The organism is Amycolatopsis sp. NPDC101161, from assembly GCF_044768185.1.
Lineage (GTDB): Bacteria > Actinomycetota > Actinomycetes > Mycobacteriales > Pseudonocardiaceae > Amycolatopsis.
In genome coordinates this window covers 685,014-702,605 of the sequence record NZ_JBIWPI010000006.1, presented here as the reverse complement: position 1 = coordinate 702,605, position 17,592 = coordinate 685,014, and the positions used below count along the sequence as shown (strand labels likewise).

Sequence of the window (17,592 nt, the reverse complement as noted above, 5' to 3'; positions counted from 1 at the left end):
CGTGCCGCTGGAGGGTCGGCCTGCTTCCGGTCGGGTGGGAAACGCCCCTTGCCCGGCGGCGCCCCTCGCGCACACCCGTAGGCTGGAGAACGTGCACACGGTCGCCGTACTCAGCCTCAAGGGAGGCGTCGGCAAGACGACGGTCGCCCTCGGTATCGCGTCCGCCGCCCTGCGTAGGGGCACCCGGACGCTGGTCGTGGACCTCGACCCGCAGGGCAACGCCACGACCTCGCTCGACCCGCCGTACACCGACGCGACCCTCGCCGACGTGCTGGAAGACCCCAGCCGGGCGATGCTCGAACGCGCGATCGCGCCGAGCGTCTGGAGCGAGGACGTCGACGTCCTCGTCGGCGCCGAAGAGCTGGAAATGCTCAACGACCCGGACGCCGACCCCGAGCGCCTCGCGAACTTCTCCCGCGCGCTCGACGAGCTGCACCGCGAGCCGCTGCGCGAAACGCCGTACGAGCTGGTGATCCTGGACTGCCCGCCGTCGCTGGGCCGGCTGACGAAGTCCGCGCTGGTCGGCGCGGACAGCGCGCTGATCGTGACCGAGCCGACGATCTACGCCGTCGCCGGCGCGCACCGGGCCCTCGAAGCGATCGAGAAGATCCGCAAGGAGCTCAACCCGGACCTGCGCGCGATCGGCGTCCTGGTCAACAAGCTGCGCGTGCGGTCCTACGAGCACCAGTTCCGGATCGCCGAGCTGCGCGAGAACTTCGGGTCGCTGGTGATGCCGACGGCGATCACCGACCGGCTGGCCGTGCAGCAGGCCCAGGGCGCGTGCAGCCCGATCCACGAGTGGCACTCGCCCGGCGCCCAGGAGATCGCGCTGACCTTCAACATGGTGCTGGCGAAGATCCTGCGCTCCAACCGCGCGGGCCGCCACCGCATCGCCGGCGAGGAGCCCGAAGGCCCCGACTGGCCCGAAGGCCCGGCGCCGGAGACCCCGGAGGCCCCCGCCGAGGTGTCCGAATCCGCGGGGTGAGCCGTGCCCGAAGGTGACACCGTCTACCTCGTCGGAAAGCGCTTCGACCAGGCACTGGCGGGAAAGACGTTGCTGCGCGGCGAGTTCCGCGTGCCGCAGCTGGCCACAGTGGACCTGGCCGGACGCGAGGTGCTCGGCGTCGGCACGGTCGGCAAGCACCTGTTCACCCGCTTCTCCGGCGACCTGACGCTCCACTCGCACCTGATGATGGACGGCATGTGGGACGTCTACCCGGCCGGCGCGAAGTGGCGCCGGCCCGGGCACCACGCCCGCGTGATCTTCACCGCGGCGGACACCCAGGTGATCGGCTTCCGCGTCCACGACCTCAAACTCGTGGCCACACCGAAGGAAACCGACCTCGTCGCCCACCTCGGCCCGGACCTGCTCGATCCACAGTGGACCGAAGCGCACGCGGACCGCGCAGTCGCCAACCTGAGCAGCAAACCCGAGCGGGAACTGGGCCTCGCACTGCTCGACCAGCGCGTGATGACCGGGGTCGGGAACCTCTACAAGTGCGAGATCGCCTTCCTGCTCGGCGTCACGCCGTGGACGCCGGTGTCCGAAGTGGACGCCGGCCGCACGGTCGCGCTCGCCCGGAAGCTGCTGCTGGCCAACGCCCGCTCCGGCCGGTTCGACCAGAGCACGACCGGCCACCTCGACCGCAACCGCAAGAACTGGGTCTACGAGCGCACCCGCCAGGGCTGCTTCCGCTGCGGCGGCAAGCTCCTGGTGCGCACGCAGGGCCACGACGTCCAGCGGCGGCCGACGTGGTTCTGCCCGAACGACCAGCGCGGGCCTTACCCGTCGCAGTAGACCGGCCCCGCGACGATGTTCAAGCTCCCGCTCTCGGCGAGAAGGGCGTCAAGGCCGGGCAGGAGACGCTCGTGTTCGCGCTGCGCGAACGTCCCGCACGCCGGCGGAACCGCCGACTCGGCGCTGCCGGAACACCTTGCGGCACACCGGATCCGCTCGAAGTGTGCCCGCCGTCGAACGTGCGCACCGGGCAGGTGCCGAGTGTCGCCGCCGGGGGAAAGCGCGGCTGCGAAGTGAGATTCGCGAAATGACGTTGCCGGACACCGGGATCTTCGCCTAGCGTGGCAGTACACGAGAAAGGAGGTGGTCCTAAGTTGTATTCCAACAGGACTCGTGAGGTGGCTGTCCGCTAGCGGATGGCACGTGAAGGACTTTGAGCAGCGCTACAACTGAGCCACCTTCGGCTCATCGCCTGCTTCACGTGATGCCTGATAGCGAATACCAGGCAGTCACCGTGCCCCCGGGGTTCCCGAGCACCAGTCCGGCTCGGGCTCGGACGTTTGACGGCGTCCGAGAGGCTCCCCGGGGGTTCCTTCATGCGCTCATTTGTGCAGGTCAGGCCGCCGATCGCGGCCGAACGACCGTCCGGCGATCCGACCGCCGGGTTTGCCGATCGAGGTGCACCGTTCTGTCCCCCGGACGGCTGAAGGTCGCTAGCCTGGAAGCATGCTCAGGCCCGACTACCCGATCGCCACGGATCGGCTGCTCCTGCGCCCGTTCACGCCCGACGACCTCGACGCGCTGAACTCCTTCCAGTCCCGCGCCGACGTCGCCCGCTACCTGTACTGGGGTCCGCGCAGCCGCGCCGAATCGGCCGCGGCGCTCGCGAAACGGGTGCACAGCTCGACGTTGACGAAGGAAGGGCAGTTCCTCGCCGTGGCGGTGGAGCTGGCCTCGACGGGCCAGCTGATCGGCGACCTGAACCTGGAGTGGCTCAGCAGCGAGCACCGGCAGGGCGAGATCGGGTTCGTCTTCCACCCGGACCACCACGGCAAGGGCCTGGCGGCCGAGGCGACGACCGAGCTGCTGCGGCTCGGCTTCGAGGATCTGGGGCTGCACCGCATCATCGGCCGCTGCGACGGCCGCAACGAGGCGTCGGCCGCGCTGATGGAACGCCTCGGGATGCGCCGCGAGGCGCACCTGAAGGAGAACGAGATCGTCAAGGGCGAGTGGACCGACGAGTTCATCTACGCGATGCTCGAGGACGAGTGGAAGGACCGCGACTGAGTGGCGGCCTTCACGCCGAGGTGACGCTCGGGTAGCGGTCCGCGGGCGGTTTGGCAGCATGGGGGCGTGCTCTTCGACAAGATCGTCCGCCCGGCGCTGTACCGGCTGTCCTACCACGACCCCGAGCTGGTGCACGAGCGCACGGTCCGCGTCCTGGCCCGGCTCGGGAAGGTCGCACCCGCTCTCGGCGGCGCCTTCCGCGTCGACGACCCCGTGACCGTGCTGGGCCTGCGGTTCCCCAACCGCGTCGGCCTCGCCGCCGGGATGGACAAGAACGGCCGCGCGCTGCCCGCGTGGGCCGCGCTCGGCTTCGGGTTCGTCGAGGTCGGCACCGTGACGCGGCTGGCGCAGCCGGGCAACCCGAAGCCGCGGCTGTTCAGCCTCCCCGCCAGTGACGCCGTCATCAACCGCATGGGCTTCAACAACGACGGCGCCGAAGCGCTCGCCGCCAAGCTCGCGCGCGACGGGAAACCCGGCGTGCCGCTCGGGATCAGCATCGGCAAGTCGAAGGTCACGCCCCTCGGCGAGGCCGTCGAGGACTACCGCTTCTCCCTGCGTGCGCTGCACCCGTACGCGGACTACTTCGCGATCAACGTCAGCTCGCCGAACACGCCGGGGCTGCGGCAGCTGCAGGACCGCGCCGCGCTCGCCGAGCTGCTCGGCGAGCTGCGCGCGACGTCCGTGGAGCTCGCCGGCGGCCGCACCCCGACGCCGGTGCTGGTCAAGGTCGCGCCGGACCTGACCGACGACGCCCTCGCCGAACTCCTGGAAGTCGCGCTCGAGCACGGCGTCGCCGGCATCATCGCCACCAACACCACGCTGTCGCGCGACGGCATCGCGCCGTCGGAAAGCAGCCTGGCCGGGCAGGGGGGAGGCCTGTCCGGCCGGCCGCTGACCGCCCGCGCGGCGGAGGTCGTGCGGTTCGTGCACGACCACACCGGCGGGAGCCTGCCGATCATCGGCGTCGGCGGGATCATGGGCCCGGACGACGCAATCCGGCTGGTGGACGCCGGGGCGTCGCTCGTGCAGCTGTACACCGGGTTCGCGCTGCACGGCCCGGGCCTGGTGCGCCGGGTCAGCCGGGGGCTCGCAGCCCGGCCGTCGAGGTGAACCGGACGTACCCGCGCCAGGACTCGTAGCGGTCCAGGGCGGCTCCCTCGGCCGCCAGGCACCGGACGGCCAGGGGCGCGGTGCCGTCGTCCAGCACGACGCGGTCGAGCACGAAGGGCTCCTTCAGCGTGGCGGCGAACCGCTCGAACGCGGCCGGGGACAGGCGCCAGCGTTCGCCGTCGAGGGTGGTACTTCCCTCGAGGACGCCGGGCTGCGGTGGTTCGGTGTCCAGCAGGACCATCCGGTAGCCCTCGGTGGTCCGGACCGGTCCGGTGAACCGCGCGCCGAGCTCGGTGAGCCGGTCGTTGAGCGGCTGGCCGCGCAGGTGCGCGCCGAACACGACGACGTCCTCGCCCGGTTCCGGGTAGGGCGTCATGGGCTCGTCGGTGCAGACGGTCGCGAGGTCCAGACCGATCTGGTCCTCGAACGCCCGCGTCAGGAACGTGACGCCGAAGGGGCGCCTGTCCCCCGGCAGCACCGGAACGGTGACCGCCGCCAGGTCGAGGAGGTTCGCGAAGGCGGTGCACTCGGCCAGGCGGTGCTGCACGGCGGCCGGGTCGGCCAGGGCTTCGGCCAGGTCCGGGTGATCCGGCACGGTGGGCAGCAGGAGCGCGTCCTCGAAATCGTGCTCACCGAGGACGACCGGCTCCAGGATGGCGCCGGCCGCGGTCAGCCGCTTCACGACCCCGTCGAGCGCCATCGCCGCGGCGGCGCTCAGGGGCAGGTTCTTCGGGTACGCGATGCGCGGGTGCTCGCCCGCGCCGAGGCGGACGTCGGCGGGCCAGGTGCGCGTCGGCGAGACGCCGTCCGGGCCCGTCATCAGGGCGAGCGCGCGGCGGGCGTCGACCAGGCCGGTCGCGTACACGGAGACGGCGTCGGCGGAGCGGACGCCGGTCATCGGCAGCAGGCCACGGGTCGGCTTGATTGCGACGACGGCGTTCAACGCGGCCGGGACCGCGCCCGCCGTGCTCAGGGCGAGGTCGACGATCCCCAGCGCGACGGCGACCGCCGCGCCGCGGCCGCCGACCTTGGTGCGGTCCCAGGCCGAGGCCACGGTGCCCGCGCCGGTCTTGCCGAGCACGACGGCCCCGGCCGCGGTGAGCCGGGAAACGATCGTGGCGCTGGCTTCGGGGACCGAACGGCCGGACGGCTGCCCGGCGACGTCGATCAGCTCCGGCACGGCGAAGACGGTGCCCGCCAGCGGCAGGTCCTCCCCCGCCTTGACGCGCTCGTCGACGGCCTTCGCGTCGACGAGGACGTCCTCGACCGCGCGCAGGGTGGACCAGAGGTCGGGGCGGTCGGCTTCGGTGATGCGCTCGAAAGCCGCGATGACGCGGTGGGAAGCGGTCGGCGGGGTGGCGGGGACGGGGTCCGGATCCGGCGGGAGCGTGTTCACGGGGCGTCCTTTCCTCGGCGGTCGAGAAAGTCCACTGTGTACGGTCGGCGCCGGCGAACCTCAGTCCACGGCGGGCCTCCCGGCTAGTGACACCTCTACCTGCATGACAGAAACGTTAGGTGGCTCACGTTTCCGTCGCCACCAGTTTCCGATTACGTGCGGGTTTCGGAGCCGGGAGGTGAACAGGGCGCGACGCCGGGGTGAAACGCACGATCACGCACGCCGGGTGACGAAGATCCGGTTCGGCCGCCCGGCGGCACCCGAACGGCCGAGTTTGAGTTCCCGGGCGGCGCAACGACGGCGGAATTCGCGTGATCGCCGTCTTTCAGGCTCAGGAAAGCTCGCGCAACGCCATCGCGAGGCCGGCGAGGCGGTCGGTGGCGTCGGTGAGGGCCTGTTTGGACGTGACGAGGCCGTCGCTCGAGGCGGCGACCGTGTGGCCGGCCGCGGCGACCAGGCCGCGGTAGCCCTCGAGGCCGTCGTCGAGCTGTTCGCGGAGCTTGCCGACGGCCGCGTCCAAGGCCGCCTGCTCGCGGGCCGGCGCGGAGTTGCGGCCGCGTTCGATCGCCTGGATGCGGCCGGCGAGGCCACGCAAGGCGGCCGCGGCTTCGGCCGCGGTCTGCCGGGCGTCCGCGACGGACACTTCGGACACCGGCGTCGTGCCCACCGAGGACGGTACGGAGAGCTGCCGCAGCAGTTCGCCCAGCGACGCTTCGCACTCCGCCAGCCGTTCCATCGGCTCGCGGGCGGCGGATCCGGCGGGCGGCAGCGGCGGCGGTCCCGCCGGCGCGGACGGGAGCGGCGTGTTCTTGAGTTCGCGGAGCTTGAGTCCGCTTCGGACGCTGAACGTCCCGAAGACGACAGCGCCGGCGAACGCCATGATCGCCTGCGGCATCATCGCGGCACCGGTGGCGCTCATCCAGCCCATCCCGGCCGCCACGGTGAGGACGCCGCACAGGATCGTCAGCATGATCCACAGCGTCATCGCGCGGGACGTCCGGCGCTTGCGGCGTTCCAGCTTCGCCGCCGGGTGGTTCCAGCGGTCCCACTTCGCGCGGGCTTCGGCGAACGCGGGCACCTGGTTCGCCATCGACGACCAGCCGGCCGTCATGTCCGGGCGGCGCACCGGCGGCCGCTGCAGGGGGTTCGGCCGGGCCCGCGGGGGTGCGGGCTTCCCGCCGGCCTGGTCGGCCGGCGGGAAGTACTTCTGCACCTTCTGGAGCTTCTCCTGGGCGCGCACGGCGTAGTCGGGCAGCTTCTCGATGTGCTTCTCCAGCTTCGCGCTGAACTCGCTGAAGTCGCGTCGTCTGCCCTGCTGCCCCATGCTCGCCCCCTTCGACTGCCGGCCGGCGTCAGGCCGGGTTCTTGCCCTGCTCGGCCTGCACGCGCGCCTGGATCTCGCGCTGGATGTCGGCCGAGCTGCTGGCCGGCTGCTGGGCCGCCTTGCCGCCGTCGGTCACCTGGGCGACCGAGTCACCGTGCATCGAGGCCCGGATCTGCTGCAGCCGCGACTGGCCGGCCAGCTGCGTGGTGGAGGCCTGGACCTCCATCATGCGCCCCTGGACCGAGTTCTGCGCCAGTTCCGCCGAGCCCAGCGCCGTGGTGTAGCGCTTCTCGATCTTGTCGCGGACCTCTTCCAGCGACGGCGTGTTGCCCGGCGCGGCCAGCTGGCTCATCTGGTTCAGCGAAGCGGAGACCTGCTCCTGCATCTTCGCCTGCTCCAGCTGCGAGAGCAGCTTCGTGCGCTCGGCCAGCTTCTGCTGCAGCATCTGCGAGTTGCGCTCCACGGCCTTCTTGGCCTGGGCCGCGGCCTGCAGCGACTGGTCGTGCAGCGTCTTCAGGTCCTCGATGTTCTGCTCGGCCGTGACGAGCTGCGTCGCGAAGCTCTCCGCGGCGTTCTCGAACTCGGTCGCCTTCTGCTCGTCACCCTTGGAACGGGCCTCGTCCGCGAGGACGAGCGCCTGCCGGGTCGAGGCCTGCAGCTTCTCGACGTCGCCGAGCTGCCGGTTGAGCTTCATCTCCAGCTGCCGCTGGTTGCCGATCACGGAGGCGGCCTGCTGCGTCAGCGCCTGGTGGTTGCGCTGCGCCTCCTCGATGGCCTGCTGGATCTGTACCTTCGGGTCGGCGTGCTCGTCGATCTTCGACGAGAACGCCGCCATCATGTACTTCCAGAACTTCACGAACGGGTTGGCCATCTCCTCCGCCTGCCTTCTTGCGTCCCACGGGCCTAGGTCCTCGGGGTGGGGCGTCACTCCCCTGCACATGCAACGCACCGACCCCGGCGTTGGGTTCCATCGTGTCAGGTCGGCCACGTCCGTTCCAGGCGACCCCGGGGGATTTCAGGGTTCGCCCCTGATCACCCCGGAGTCGGCGGCCCGCCTTCCGGCGATCGAACCACGCCGTGACCACGCTTCACGCACCGTCACCCGCGAGGGGCGAGGCGTACAAGCGCGGACGCGACGCTCAAGTAACGCGAACGGCCCCGGGCAGGTTGCCCGGGGCCGTCGTCTTGCGCTCTTCGCTCCTAAGCGGCGATCGTGGAAGCCAGCTTGGGCTGCCCGATCGTCGTCCGCAACGTCGTGTTCATCCTCGGCGCCGGGGAAACCCGCAGGTCGGCGAGGTCGTTCCCGATCAGCTCGGACATCAGGCGACCGCCTTCGATGCCGGCCGCCGCGGCCTCGGCGCCCCTCTTCTCCCGGGGCGCGCCTTCCACGATCCGCTCGTCGACCGGTGCGACCTCGACGTTGTCGAGGGCCGAAACGTCCGCCGCCACGTTGTGCAGCAGCTCGCCGAGCGGAAGGTCCAGGGCCTGGCAGATGGACGCGAGCAGCTCGCTCGACGCCTCCTTCTGGCCCCGCTCCACCTCCGAGAGGTAGCCGAGGCTGACCCTGGCGGCGCGGGAGATGTCGCGCAGCGTACGACGCTGGTTGGTGCGGGCATGACGGAGCCGATCACCGATCGCCTCACGCAACAGCACGGTCATCACGCGCCTCCCTTCCGAACAAGTACCCCCTACGTTACCCAGAGCGGCGCCCCGGGCGCAGGAGTTGGTGTGTCCGTACGCCAAGGGCGAACGCGTGTTTCACGCCAGATGTTCCCCGAGCAGGGCAAACGCCGCCCGGACCGATTCGGTCCTGATCAAGTCGCGGCCGCCGGACAGGCCCAGCGTACGGACTGTGCGTGTTCCCATCCCGGCGAGCCCGACGTACACCGTGCCCGGAGCCACGCCGTCCTGCGGCGACGGTCCGGCCACGCCGGTCAGCCCGAGCCCCCAGGTCGCCCCGCAGCGGTCGCGCGCGCCCTCGGCCAGCTGCGCCGCGACCTCCGGGTGCACGGCGCCGTGCTCGGCCAGCAGGCCCGCGTCGACCCCGGCCAGCGCGGTCTTCAGCTCGGTGGCGTAGACGACCAGGCCGCCGCGCAGGACCGCGCTCGCGCCGGGCACCGTCGCGAGGGTCGCGCAGACCAGGCCGGCGGTCAGCGACTCGGCCGCAGCGACGGTCTCGCCCCGCGCGGTCAGGGCCGCGACCAGGGCCTTTTCGTCCACGCTCAGCTCCCGGTGACGCGGCGGCCGGCCGCGCGCAGCCGCAGGGCCCGGACCAGGTAGTCGACGCCGGTCACCACGGTCAGCACCAGGGCCAGGCCCATCAGCGCCCAGCGGACCGGGTCCGCGCCCGCGGGCAGCGGCAGCAGGTACGCCACGATCGCGGCGATCTGGGCCATCGTCTTGGCCTTGCCGCCGCGGCTGGCCGGGATCACGCCGTGGCGGATCACCCAGAACCGCAGCAGCGTGACGCCGATCTCGCGGACGGCGATGACGATCGTGACCCACCAGCCCAGCTCGCCGAGGACGCTCAACCCCACCAGAGCGGCGCCGGTCAGCGCCTTGTCCGCGATCGGGTCGGCGATCTTGCCGAAGTCGGTGATCAGGCCGTACTTGCGGGCCACCCAGCCGTCGAGCTGGTCGGTGAAGGAGGCGACGGCGAACAGGCCGGTGGCGATCGCGCGCCAGGTGGTGTCCTGGCCGTCGCCGGTGAACAGCGCGACGACGAACAGCGGGACCAGGACCAGCCGGGAGAGCGTCAGCAGGTTGGCGACGTTGAGCGTGGGGACGGGGGTCGCCACCGGGACCTGGGCGGGGCCGTCGTGGGCCGTGCCCTCGTCGGCGGCGTCGCTGGGGAGCGCACTCACCGGTCGGCGTCCGGTACCGCGCGGACGATCAGGTCCACGCCCGCCGAGTCGACGACCTCGCAGCGGAGGAAGTCACCGACCTCGGTCTTCTCCGGCGCGTCGAGGATGACGCACTCGCCGTCGACCTCGGGCGCCTGGTGCGCGGCGCGGCCGGTGAGCTCGCCGTCGTCGTCCAGCTCGACGAGGACGTCGACGAACGTGCCGATCCGGTCCTCGGCGCGCTGCGCGGTCAGCTCCTCGACCAGCGCGGAGATCCGCGTGACCCGCTTCGCCACCTCGTCGGCGTCCAGCTTGCCGTCGAAGCCCTCGGCCTCGGTGCCGTCCTCGTCCGAGTAGCCGAAGACGCCGACCGCGTCGAGGCGCGCGCCGGTCAGGAAGCGTTCCAGCTCGGAGAGGTCGTGCTCGGTCTCGCCGGGGAACCCGACGATGACGTTGGTGCGGATGCCCGCCTCGGGCGCGTACTCGCGGATCTGCGCGCACAGCGCCAGGAACGAGTCGGTCGAGCCGAACCGGCGCATCCGGCGCAGCACCTGCTCGCTGGAGTGCTGGAAGGACAGGTCGAAGTACTCGGCGACCCCCGGCGTGGTCGCGATGGCCTTGACCAGCTGCGGGCGCGTCTCGGCCGGCTGCAGGTAGGAGACGCGGACGCGCTCGATGCCCTCGATCTCCGCCAGCCGCGGCAGCAGCCGCTCCAGCGCGGTGGCGCCGTCGCGGCCGAAGTCCTTGCCGTAGGACGTCGAGTTCTCGCTGACCAGGAACAGCTCCTTGACGCCGTTTTCGGCCAGCCACATCGCCTCGGCGACGACCTCGTCCGGCTGCCGCGAGACGAACGAGCCGCGGAACGACGGGATCGCGCAGAACGAGCAGCGCCGGTCGCAGCCGGACGCGATCTTCAGCGCGGCCACCGGCGAGTCGTCGAGCCGCGTGCGCAGCACCCGCGGGCCCCAGCCGTGCTGCGCGTGGCCCGGGACCTCGACGTTCTCCGCGGCGGCGGGCCGCTGGACCGGGCTGATCGGCAGCAGCTTGCGCCGGTCGCCGGGGGTGTGCGAGGCGACCTTGCGGCCCGCGACGACGTCGTCGAGCCGGTCGGAGAGGTCGGCGTAGTGGTCGAAGCCCAGCACCGCGTCGGCCTCGGGGAGGCTGTCGGCGAGCTCGTTGCCGTAGCGCTCGGCCATGCAGCCGACCGCGACGACCTTCTTGCCGGTGTCCGAGGCCGCCAGCAGCGTGTCGACGGAGTCCTTCTTGGCCGACTCGACGAAGCCGCAGGTGTTGACCACCACGACGTCGGAGTCCTCCGGATCGGCCGCCAGCTCCCAGCCGCCGGCCGCCAGCCGGCCCGCCAGCTCCTCCGAGTCGACCTCGTTGCGGGCGCAGCCCAGGGTCAGCAGGGAGACGCGTCGGGTGGCGGCGGAGTCAGTGGCAGGAGAAGGCACGACGTTCAGGGTAGCCGCCGGTCCCGGGCGGGCCGACGACGGCGTAGCCCGGTCGTGTCGCCGCCCCGGCGCGGCGATGTGGCAATGTTGACGATCGTGCCGTCCGCCTCCCCCGCCGTCCGCCGCGCGCGGATCGCCGACGTCCGCAAGATCAAGGGCCTGGTCGACTCCGACGCCGGGCGCGTCCTCCTGGAGAAGGACCTGGTCACGCTGTACGAAGCGGTCCAGGAGTTCTGGGTCGCCGAGGTGGACGGCGAGGTCGTCGGCGCGGCCGCGCTGCACGTGCTCTGGGAGGACATCGCCGAGCTGCGGACCGTGGTGGTCGACAAGGCCGTCCGCGGCCAGGGCGTCGGCCGGGTGCTGGTCGCCCGGCTGATCGACGAGGCCCGTGAGCTGGGTCTCAGGCGGCTGTTCGTGCTGACGTTCGAGACGAGCTTCTTCCAGGGCCACGGGTTCGTCGAGATCCAGGGCACGCCGGTGTCGCACGAGGTGTACGAGGAGATGCGGCGCTCGCACGACACCGGTGTCGCCGAGTTCCTCGACCTCCCCTACGTCAAGCCGAACACCCTCGGCAACTCCCGGATGCTGCTCGAGCTCTGAAGACCCCTGTTCACCGCCCGGATTCTGAAGGTTTCCCCCTAACATCCTTCCGGGCGGTGACGCGCGCCACCTCGGTGTCCCACGATGATCAGGTCAATTCCCCACCTGATCAGCAAGGAACGCACAAGATGCGCACGACTCTGCGGAACCTGGGGGCCACCATCGCGGTGGCCGCGACTGTCGGCGGGAGCGCCCTGCTGGGTGCCGGCACGGCGGCGGCGGTCGACATCCCGACCGTGACCGACCAGTACCTGTTCCACACCTCGCTCTCGGGCTTCGAGACGATCCGGGGCCAGGCGCCCTACAACGGCCAGCTCGACTGGTCCTCCGACGGCTGCTCGTGGGCGCCGGACAACCCGTTCGGCTGGAAGTTCCTCCCGGGCTGCCACCGCCACGACTTCGGGTACCGCAACTACAAGAAGCAGGGCCGCTTCACCGAGGCGAACCGGTTGAAGATCGACGACAACCTGTACTCCGACCTCAAGAGCGTCTGCGGGTCCAACATCGCCTGCAAGGGCGCGGCGTGGACGTACTACGAGGCCGTCCGCAAGTTCGGCGGCTGAGCCCGGCGGCCCGGGCCGCGCGACCGGCCCGGGCCCGTCAGGATGGGTGCATGGACATCGACCACCTGCTCAGCACGACCCGCGCGGTCCGCCGGAAGCTCGACCTCGACCGGCCGGTCGAACCCGAGGTCGTCGAGGAGTGCCTGAACCTGGCGCTGCAGGCGCCGACGCCCGGCAACGTCCAGGCCTGGCGCTGGCTCGTGGTGCGCGACCAGGACGTGAAGAACCGGCTCGGCGCGATCTTCCGCGAAGTCGGCGAGGCCTACCTGGCGGAACGGGCGAGTGCCGCGCCTTCGCGGGCGCTGGCCTCCGGGCGGCACTTGATCGACGTGATCGAGCGCGTCCCGGTGTTCGTGATCCCCGTCGTGGCAGGCCGCCCGGCCGGGGACAACGCGGTCGACGCGGCCTTCTACGGCGGCATCTTCCCGGCGGTGTGGAGTTTCCAGCTGGCGCTGCGCTCGCGCGGGCTGGGTTCGACGCTCACGACGTACCACCTGGCGCGGGAGGCCGAAGCCGCGGAGATCCTCGGCATCCCGGACGGCCACACGCAGGTCGGGCTGCTGCCGGTGGCGTACACGACGGTGCCGGACTTCAAGCCGGCGCCGCGCACACCGCTGTCCGAAGTGGCCTTCCTCGACCACTGGGGCACGCCGCTCAGCTGACCCGGACGGTCGCCTCCAGGCCGTCCTCGCTCACCGACACCAGCTCGACGCGGCTGGCGGCGAACGAGGTCGCCTGCGGGCCGGTCCGGGGGCCGCTGTGCAGCTCGGCCGTCGTGCTCTCGCCGCGGCCCGGTTCGCGCAGCACGAACGCCAGCGTCGCCTCGCCCTGCCAGAAGCACGTCATGTTCGGGCGGCAGCGGGAGTCCGAGACCATCCGCGTGTAGCGGACCGTCAGGTCCTTCCCCTGGACCGCGGCCTCCTGGCCGACGCGCAGGGTGACGTCACCGCGGGGCGCGGTGCTGACGGTCGACGGCGCCGGCGGCCGGGCCGGCACCGGCTGCCCGGCCGCGACCGAGCTCCCGGCGCCCACCGCGACGACGGCGATGGCGAACAGTCCGGCGGCGATGCGCTGCGGGTCCATGCGCTCAGGACGGAACGGACCCGGCGGCGGGTTGCACTACTCGTCGTCCGCGTCGGACGGCGACGGGTCGCCACCGCGGATCAGGTACAGGACCGAGTCCAGCTCCTCCGGCTTGATCAGCACGTCACGGGCCTTCGAGCCCTCCGACGGCCCGACGATCCCGCGGCTTTCCAGCAGGTCCATGAGGCGCCCCGCCTTGGCGAACCCGACCCGCAGCTTGCGCTGCAGCATCGACGTCGAGCCGAACTGGGACGTCACGATCAGCTCGGCCGCCTGCAGCAGGACGTCGAGGTCGTCGCCGATGTCCGGGTCGATCTCCTTCTTCTCGCCGGCCTTCTGCGCGGTGACGCCGTCCTGGTAGTCCGGCTGCGCCTGCTCCTTGGCGTAGTTGACGACCGCGGCGATCTCTTCGTCGCCGACGAACGCGCCCTGGATGCGGACCGGTTTCCCGGCGCCCATCGGCAGGTAGAGCGCGTCACCCATGCCGATCAGCTTCTCCGCGCCCGGCTGGTCGAGGATGACCCGCGAGTCGGTCAGCGACGACGTCGCGAAGGCCAGCCGCGAGGGCACGTTCGTCTTGATCAGGCCGGTCACGACGTCGACCGACGGCCGCTGCGTGGCCAGGACCAGGTGGATGCCCGCGGCACGCGCCTTCTGGGTGATCCGGACGATCGCGTCCTCGACGTCGCGCGGGGCGGTCATCATCAGGTCGGCGAGCTCGTCGACGATCGCCATGATGTACGGGTACGGCCGGTACTCGCGCTCGGACCCGGGCGGCGCGGTGATCTCGCCGGACTTGACCTTCTTGTTGTAGTCGTCGATGTGCCGGACCTTGTTGACCTGCATGTCCTGGTAGCGCTGCTCCATCTCCTCCACCAGCCAGGCCAGCGCGGCGGCGGCCTTCTTCGGCTGGGTGATGATGGGCGTGATCAGGTGCGGGATGCCCTCGTACGGCGTCAGCTCGACCATCTTCGGGTCGATCAGGATCATCCGGCACTCGTCCGGCGTCGAGCGCGCGAGCAGCGACACCAGCATCGAGTTGACGAAGCTCGACTTACCGGAACCGGTCGAGCCCGCGACCAGCAGGTGGGGCATCTTCGTCAGGTTCGCGGTGACGAAGTGGCCCTCGATGTCCTTGCCGAGGCCGATCACCATCGGGTGGTTGTCCTTGACCGTGGACGGCGCGCGCAGGACGTCACCCAGGCGGACCATCTCGCGGTCGGAGTTCGGCACCTCGATGCCGACCGCGGACTTGCCCGGGATCGGCGCCAGCAGCCGGACGTTGTCGGTCGCGACGGCGTAGGCGATGTTCTTGGTCAGCGCGGTGATCTTCTCGACCTTCACGCCCGGGCCGAGCTCGACCTCGTAGCGCGTGACCGTCGGGCCGCGGGTGAAGCCGGTGACCTGCGCGTCGACGTTGAACTGCTCCAGCACGCCGGTGATCGCCTCGATCATGGCGTCGTTGGCCTTGCTGCGGGACTTCGGCGCGTCGCCGAGCTTCAGCAGGTCGGGCGGCGGCAGCTGGTAGTCGCCCTCGACGGTGCGGGTGACCGCGAGCGGCGGTTCCGGCGCCTTCTTCGGCTTCTTCTCGGGCACCTCGGCCGGCTTGGGCACGGCCTTGGGCGGTTTGATCGGCGTCGGCACCTCGGCCAGGGCGGCGTCGATGTCGAGCTGCTCGGGGTTGGCGTCGGCGGCCTGGCGGCGGCGCGACGGCTTGCGCAGGCGCGCGGACTTCGGGTCCGCCTCGGTGACGGTCTCCTCGTCGGTCGCGAAGCCGGACTTCTGCTGCTCGGCCTCGGCGAGCTCGTCCTCGTCGAGACCCCAGTTGCGCAGGCGGTGCGGGATCTCGCGGACGGGGGTGCCGGTGAAGACGAGCACGCCGAAGACCAGCGCGAGGATCAGGAGGGGGACGGCGACCCAGGTCGTGACGCCCATGGTGAGCAGGCCGCCGGAGAAGGCGCCGATGATGCCGCCGGCGTACATGCGGCCGTCGTTCGTGGCGGGGAGCGCGGTGAAGATGTGCAGCATCCCGAGCACGGACAGGACGACCATGATCGTGCCGATGACCATCCGCGGCCGGGTCTCCGGGTGCGGTTCGGACCGCATGAGCGCGACGGCGACGACCACGAGGACCAGCGGCAGCGTCACGGCCCCGGCACCGAGCACGGTCCGGGTCGCGATCTCGACCCCGGCCCCGATCGGCCCGGCGGCCCGCCACCAGACCCCGACGGCCGCGACGATGGCCAGGGCGATCAGGCCCAGGGCGACGCCGTCGCGGCGGTGTTCGGGTTCGAGCTCGCGCGTGCGGCCGACCGTCCTGGCCAGCGTGCCGATGCCCTTGGCCAGCAGGTTCCAGGTGCCGCGGACGCCCTTGCCGAAGATCCCCGGCGTCTTGCGGCGCGAGCGGGGAGCCGGCTTGCGGGCGGCTGGGCGGGACTTCGCGGGTGTACGCGGCTTACGCGCCGCTGCCCCCTTCGCGCCGCTACTCGTGCTTCGCTTCCTCGTCGCCGACCCAGCCATGCCGTCAACGGTAACCGGCCGTCGGCGTTCGTCCCATGCGCCACTCTCGGCCCAGGGTGAACTTCTGCCTCACACCGGGGCTTGAGCGGCCATCCGGGTGAACCAGGTCGGCGCCCGCCGCCGCGTGAACCGATTCGGCCAGTGCGCATCCGGGTGAATCCGGCGTCTGCCATGCTCTGCCCCATGGTCGCGCTGCACTCCGACAACACCTCCCGCCGGGCCCCCGCCATCTGGCGGACCATGCTGAACATCGACCGCGGGCTGGTGAACCTCGTCGGGCGGCTCACCGTGTCCGGCCGGATCCCGGCGCAGCTGCGCGGCAAGCCGCTGCTGATGACGGCGAACCACATCGGCGTCTTCGACGCGTTCGTGCTGATGGCGGCGTGCAAGCGGATCGGCATCAACCCGCGGTTCATGCTGGCCGGCGGCATCCTGGACGCCCCGGTCATCGGCCCGGCGCTGCGGGTCAGCGGCCACCTGCGGGTCGACCGGAAGGTCGCCGCGACCGCCGTCGGGCAGTTCGCGGAGGCCGTCGAGGCGCTGAAGACCACGCGCGAGCCGATCATCGTCTACCCCGAGGGGCGGATCAGCCACGACCCGGGCCTGTGGCCGGAGCGGGGCAAGACCGGCGCGGCCCGGCTGGCCCTCGCGTCGGGCGTGCCGGTGATCCCGATCAGCCAGTGGGGCGCGCACGAGGCCGTCTACTGGGGCACCGAGACCGTCAACGGCCCCGCCGACCTCGTCCCGCTCGCCCGGTCCGGGCTCAGCGCTCCCCTGCGCCGGCCGAAGTTCCGGGTGCACTTCGGCGACCCGGTCGACCTGTCCGACGTCGAGCCGGAGCGGCCCGGCGCCGGCGTGCGCGCGCACGCGAAGATCATGCAGGCGATCACCGACGGCCTCGTCCCGCTGCGCGCGGGCGAGCTGGACCGGCCGAAGTTCCACGACCCGACGCGCCCGACCGACACGGTCAGCCCCTGGAAGCCGACGTCCGGATCCTGAGACCCGCGCGCGGCTCCCCTAGAGTCGGTGAGCGTGAGCACTCGGATACTCGTCGTCTACTACAGCTCGACCGGCAACACCGCCGCCCTCGCGGAGTCCCTCGCCGCCGGCGCCCGGGAAACCGGGGCCGACGTGCGGGTCCGGACCGTACCGGAGACGGTGCCGGCCGAGGCGATCGCGAAGAACCCGCGCTGGCAGGCGTGGCTCGACTCGGGGCCGCACCACGAGCTCGCCACGCTCGACGACCTCGTGTGGGCGGACGGGCTCGCCTTCGGCAGCCCGACCCGGTTCGGCGGCCCGGCGGCCCAGCTGAAGTCCTTTTTGGACAGCACGGGTGGGCTGTGGGCGCAGGGAAAGCTGGCCGACAAGGTCGCGACGTCGTTCACGACGGCGTCCACCCGGCACGGCGGCCTCGAGTCGACGCTGCTGGCGATCAACAACGTCTTCTACCACTGGGGCGCGATCGTCGTCCCGCTCGGCTACACCGACCCGCACCTGATGGAGTCCGGCAACCCGTACGGCGGCTCGTTCGTCTCCCGCAAGTCGGCGGCGCCGGACGACCTCGCGCTCGGCGCGCTGCGCGTCCAAGGGCGCCGGCTCGCGACGATCACGACGCACGTCGCCACCGGGCTGAAGCAGTCCGAGTAACCGGAAAAAGCGCTTTGGCAGTGACGC

At 71.6% G+C, this 17,592-nt stretch carries 18 protein-coding genes; 9 read left to right on the top strand and 9 right to left on the bottom strand.

All coding sequences use genetic code 11. From position 1 onward, the window contains the following. The first annotated feature begins 91 nt into the window (after nt 1-91). From ACIRSS_RS41485 to ACIRSS_RS41470, 4 genes are all read left to right on the top strand, one after another. Nucleotides 92-985 (top strand): ParA family protein, encoded by an 894-nt coding sequence (locus ACIRSS_RS41485; protein WP_400905210.1) that lies wholly within the window; start codon nt 92-94, stop codon nt 983-985. Between the two features lie 3 nt (nt 986-988). Next, the gene (locus tag ACIRSS_RS41480; RefSeq protein ID WP_400905207.1) at nt 989-1,798 is read left to right on the top strand and encodes a DNA-formamidopyrimidine glycosylase family protein; all 810 of its coding nucleotides are present in this window, start codon (nt 989-991) and stop codon (nt 1,796-1,798) included. 666 nt (nt 1,799-2,464) lie between these two features. Further along, complete coding sequence (locus tag ACIRSS_RS41475) at nt 2,465-3,025, top strand: GNAT family N-acetyltransferase (RefSeq protein WP_400905205.1); 561 nt, start codon at nt 2,465-2,467, stop codon at nt 3,023-3,025. A 66-nt stretch (nt 3,026-3,091) separates the two neighbouring features. Next, complete coding sequence (locus ACIRSS_RS41470; RefSeq protein ID WP_400905199.1) at nt 3,092-4,135, top strand: quinone-dependent dihydroorotate dehydrogenase; 1,044 nt, start codon at nt 3,092-3,094, stop codon at nt 4,133-4,135. Here ACIRSS_RS41470 and ACIRSS_RS41465 read toward each other — a convergent pair. From ACIRSS_RS41465 to rimO, 7 genes are all read right to left on the bottom strand, one after another. Then, nucleotides 4,101-5,531 carry an amidase family protein gene (locus ACIRSS_RS41465; RefSeq protein WP_400905197.1) on the bottom strand — a complete coding sequence of 477 codons (1,431 nt, stop codon included), beginning with the start codon at nt 5,529-5,531 and terminating at the stop codon, nt 4,101-4,103. The two genes, ACIRSS_RS41470 and ACIRSS_RS41465, sit on opposite strands and share 35 nt — an antisense overlap. 331 nt (nt 5,532-5,862) lie before the next feature. Beyond that, nucleotides 5,863-6,855 carry a hypothetical protein gene (locus ACIRSS_RS41460; protein ID WP_400905195.1) on the bottom strand — a complete coding sequence of 331 codons (993 nt, stop codon included), beginning with the start codon at nt 6,853-6,855 and terminating at the stop codon, nt 5,863-5,865. Nucleotides 6,856-6,883: 28 nt separating this feature from the next. Then, entirely contained in the window at nt 6,884-7,726 is an 843-nt protein-coding gene (locus ACIRSS_RS41455; RefSeq protein WP_400905193.1) for a PspA/IM30 family protein, read from the bottom strand. A gap of 329 nt (nt 7,727-8,055) precedes the next feature. Beyond that, nucleotides 8,056-8,514, bottom strand: a complete 459-nt coding sequence (locus ACIRSS_RS41450; protein ID WP_400905190.1) for a helix-turn-helix domain-containing protein — start codon at nt 8,512-8,514, stop codon at nt 8,056-8,058. A gap of 99 nt (nt 8,515-8,613) precedes the next feature. Beyond that, on the bottom strand, nt 8,614-9,075 hold the full coding sequence (locus ACIRSS_RS41445; RefSeq protein ID WP_400905187.1) for a CinA family protein: 462 nt from the start codon (nt 9,073-9,075) through the stop codon (nt 8,614-8,616). 2 nt (nt 9,076-9,077) lie between these two features. Then, nucleotides 9,078-9,719 carry a CDP-diacylglycerol--glycerol-3-phosphate 3-phosphatidyltransferase gene (pgsA, locus tag ACIRSS_RS41440; RefSeq protein WP_400905185.1) on the bottom strand — a complete coding sequence of 214 codons (642 nt, stop codon included), beginning with the start codon at nt 9,717-9,719 and terminating at the stop codon, nt 9,078-9,080. After that, nucleotides 9,716-11,152: a 30S ribosomal protein S12 methylthiotransferase RimO gene (gene rimO, locus ACIRSS_RS41435; RefSeq protein ID WP_400905183.1), complete on the bottom strand. Its 1,437-nt coding sequence runs from the start codon at nt 11,150-11,152 to the stop codon at nt 9,716-9,718. The genes pgsA and rimO overlap by 4 nt, the downstream gene beginning before the upstream one ends. Before the next feature lie 84 nt (nt 11,153-11,236). On the opposite strand from rimO, the gene ACIRSS_RS41430 reads away from it, so the two are divergent. The 3 genes from ACIRSS_RS41430 (at nt 11,237) to ACIRSS_RS41420 (ending at nt 12,977) form a co-directional block, all read left to right on the top strand. Beyond that, nucleotides 11,237-11,752, top strand: coding sequence for an amino-acid N-acetyltransferase (locus ACIRSS_RS41430; protein ID WP_400905180.1), 516 nt, complete (start codon nt 11,237-11,239; stop codon nt 11,750-11,752). 128 nt (nt 11,753-11,880) lie between these two features. Continuing rightward, entirely contained in the window at nt 11,881-12,315 is a 435-nt protein-coding gene (locus tag ACIRSS_RS41425) for a phospholipase (protein ID WP_400905178.1), read from the top strand. A gap of 50 nt (nt 12,316-12,365) precedes the next feature. Then, complete coding sequence (locus ACIRSS_RS41420) at nt 12,366-12,977, top strand: nitroreductase family protein (protein ID WP_400905175.1); 612 nt, start codon at nt 12,366-12,368, stop codon at nt 12,975-12,977. On the opposite strand, the gene ACIRSS_RS41415 is transcribed toward ACIRSS_RS41420, so the two are convergent. Next, on the bottom strand, nt 12,970-13,398 hold the full coding sequence (locus ACIRSS_RS41415) for a hypothetical protein (protein ID WP_400905172.1): 429 nt from the start codon (nt 13,396-13,398) through the stop codon (nt 12,970-12,972). The genes ACIRSS_RS41420 and ACIRSS_RS41415 overlap by 8 nt on opposite strands. A gap of 36 nt (nt 13,399-13,434) precedes the next feature. Beyond that, nucleotides 13,435-15,918 (bottom strand): DNA translocase FtsK, encoded by a 2,484-nt coding sequence (locus ACIRSS_RS41410; protein ID WP_400905171.1) that lies wholly within the window; start codon nt 15,916-15,918, stop codon nt 13,435-13,437. Nucleotides 15,919-16,101: 183 nt separating this feature from the next. Here ACIRSS_RS41410 and ACIRSS_RS41405 point away from each other — a divergent pair, with 183 nt between their 5' ends. Together ACIRSS_RS41405 and wrbA are read left to right on the top strand one after the other, a co-directional pair. Continuing rightward, on the top strand, nt 16,102-16,917 hold the full coding sequence (locus tag ACIRSS_RS41405; protein ID WP_400905168.1) for a lysophospholipid acyltransferase family protein: 816 nt from the start codon (nt 16,102-16,104) through the stop codon (nt 16,915-16,917). Nucleotides 16,918-16,950: 33 nt separating this feature from the next. Continuing rightward, a complete protein-coding gene (gene wrbA, locus ACIRSS_RS41400) occupies nt 16,951-17,565 on the top strand; it encodes an NAD(P)H:quinone oxidoreductase (protein WP_400905166.1) in 615 nt (204 codons plus the stop codon). Nucleotides 17,566-17,592 lie beyond the last annotated feature (27 nt).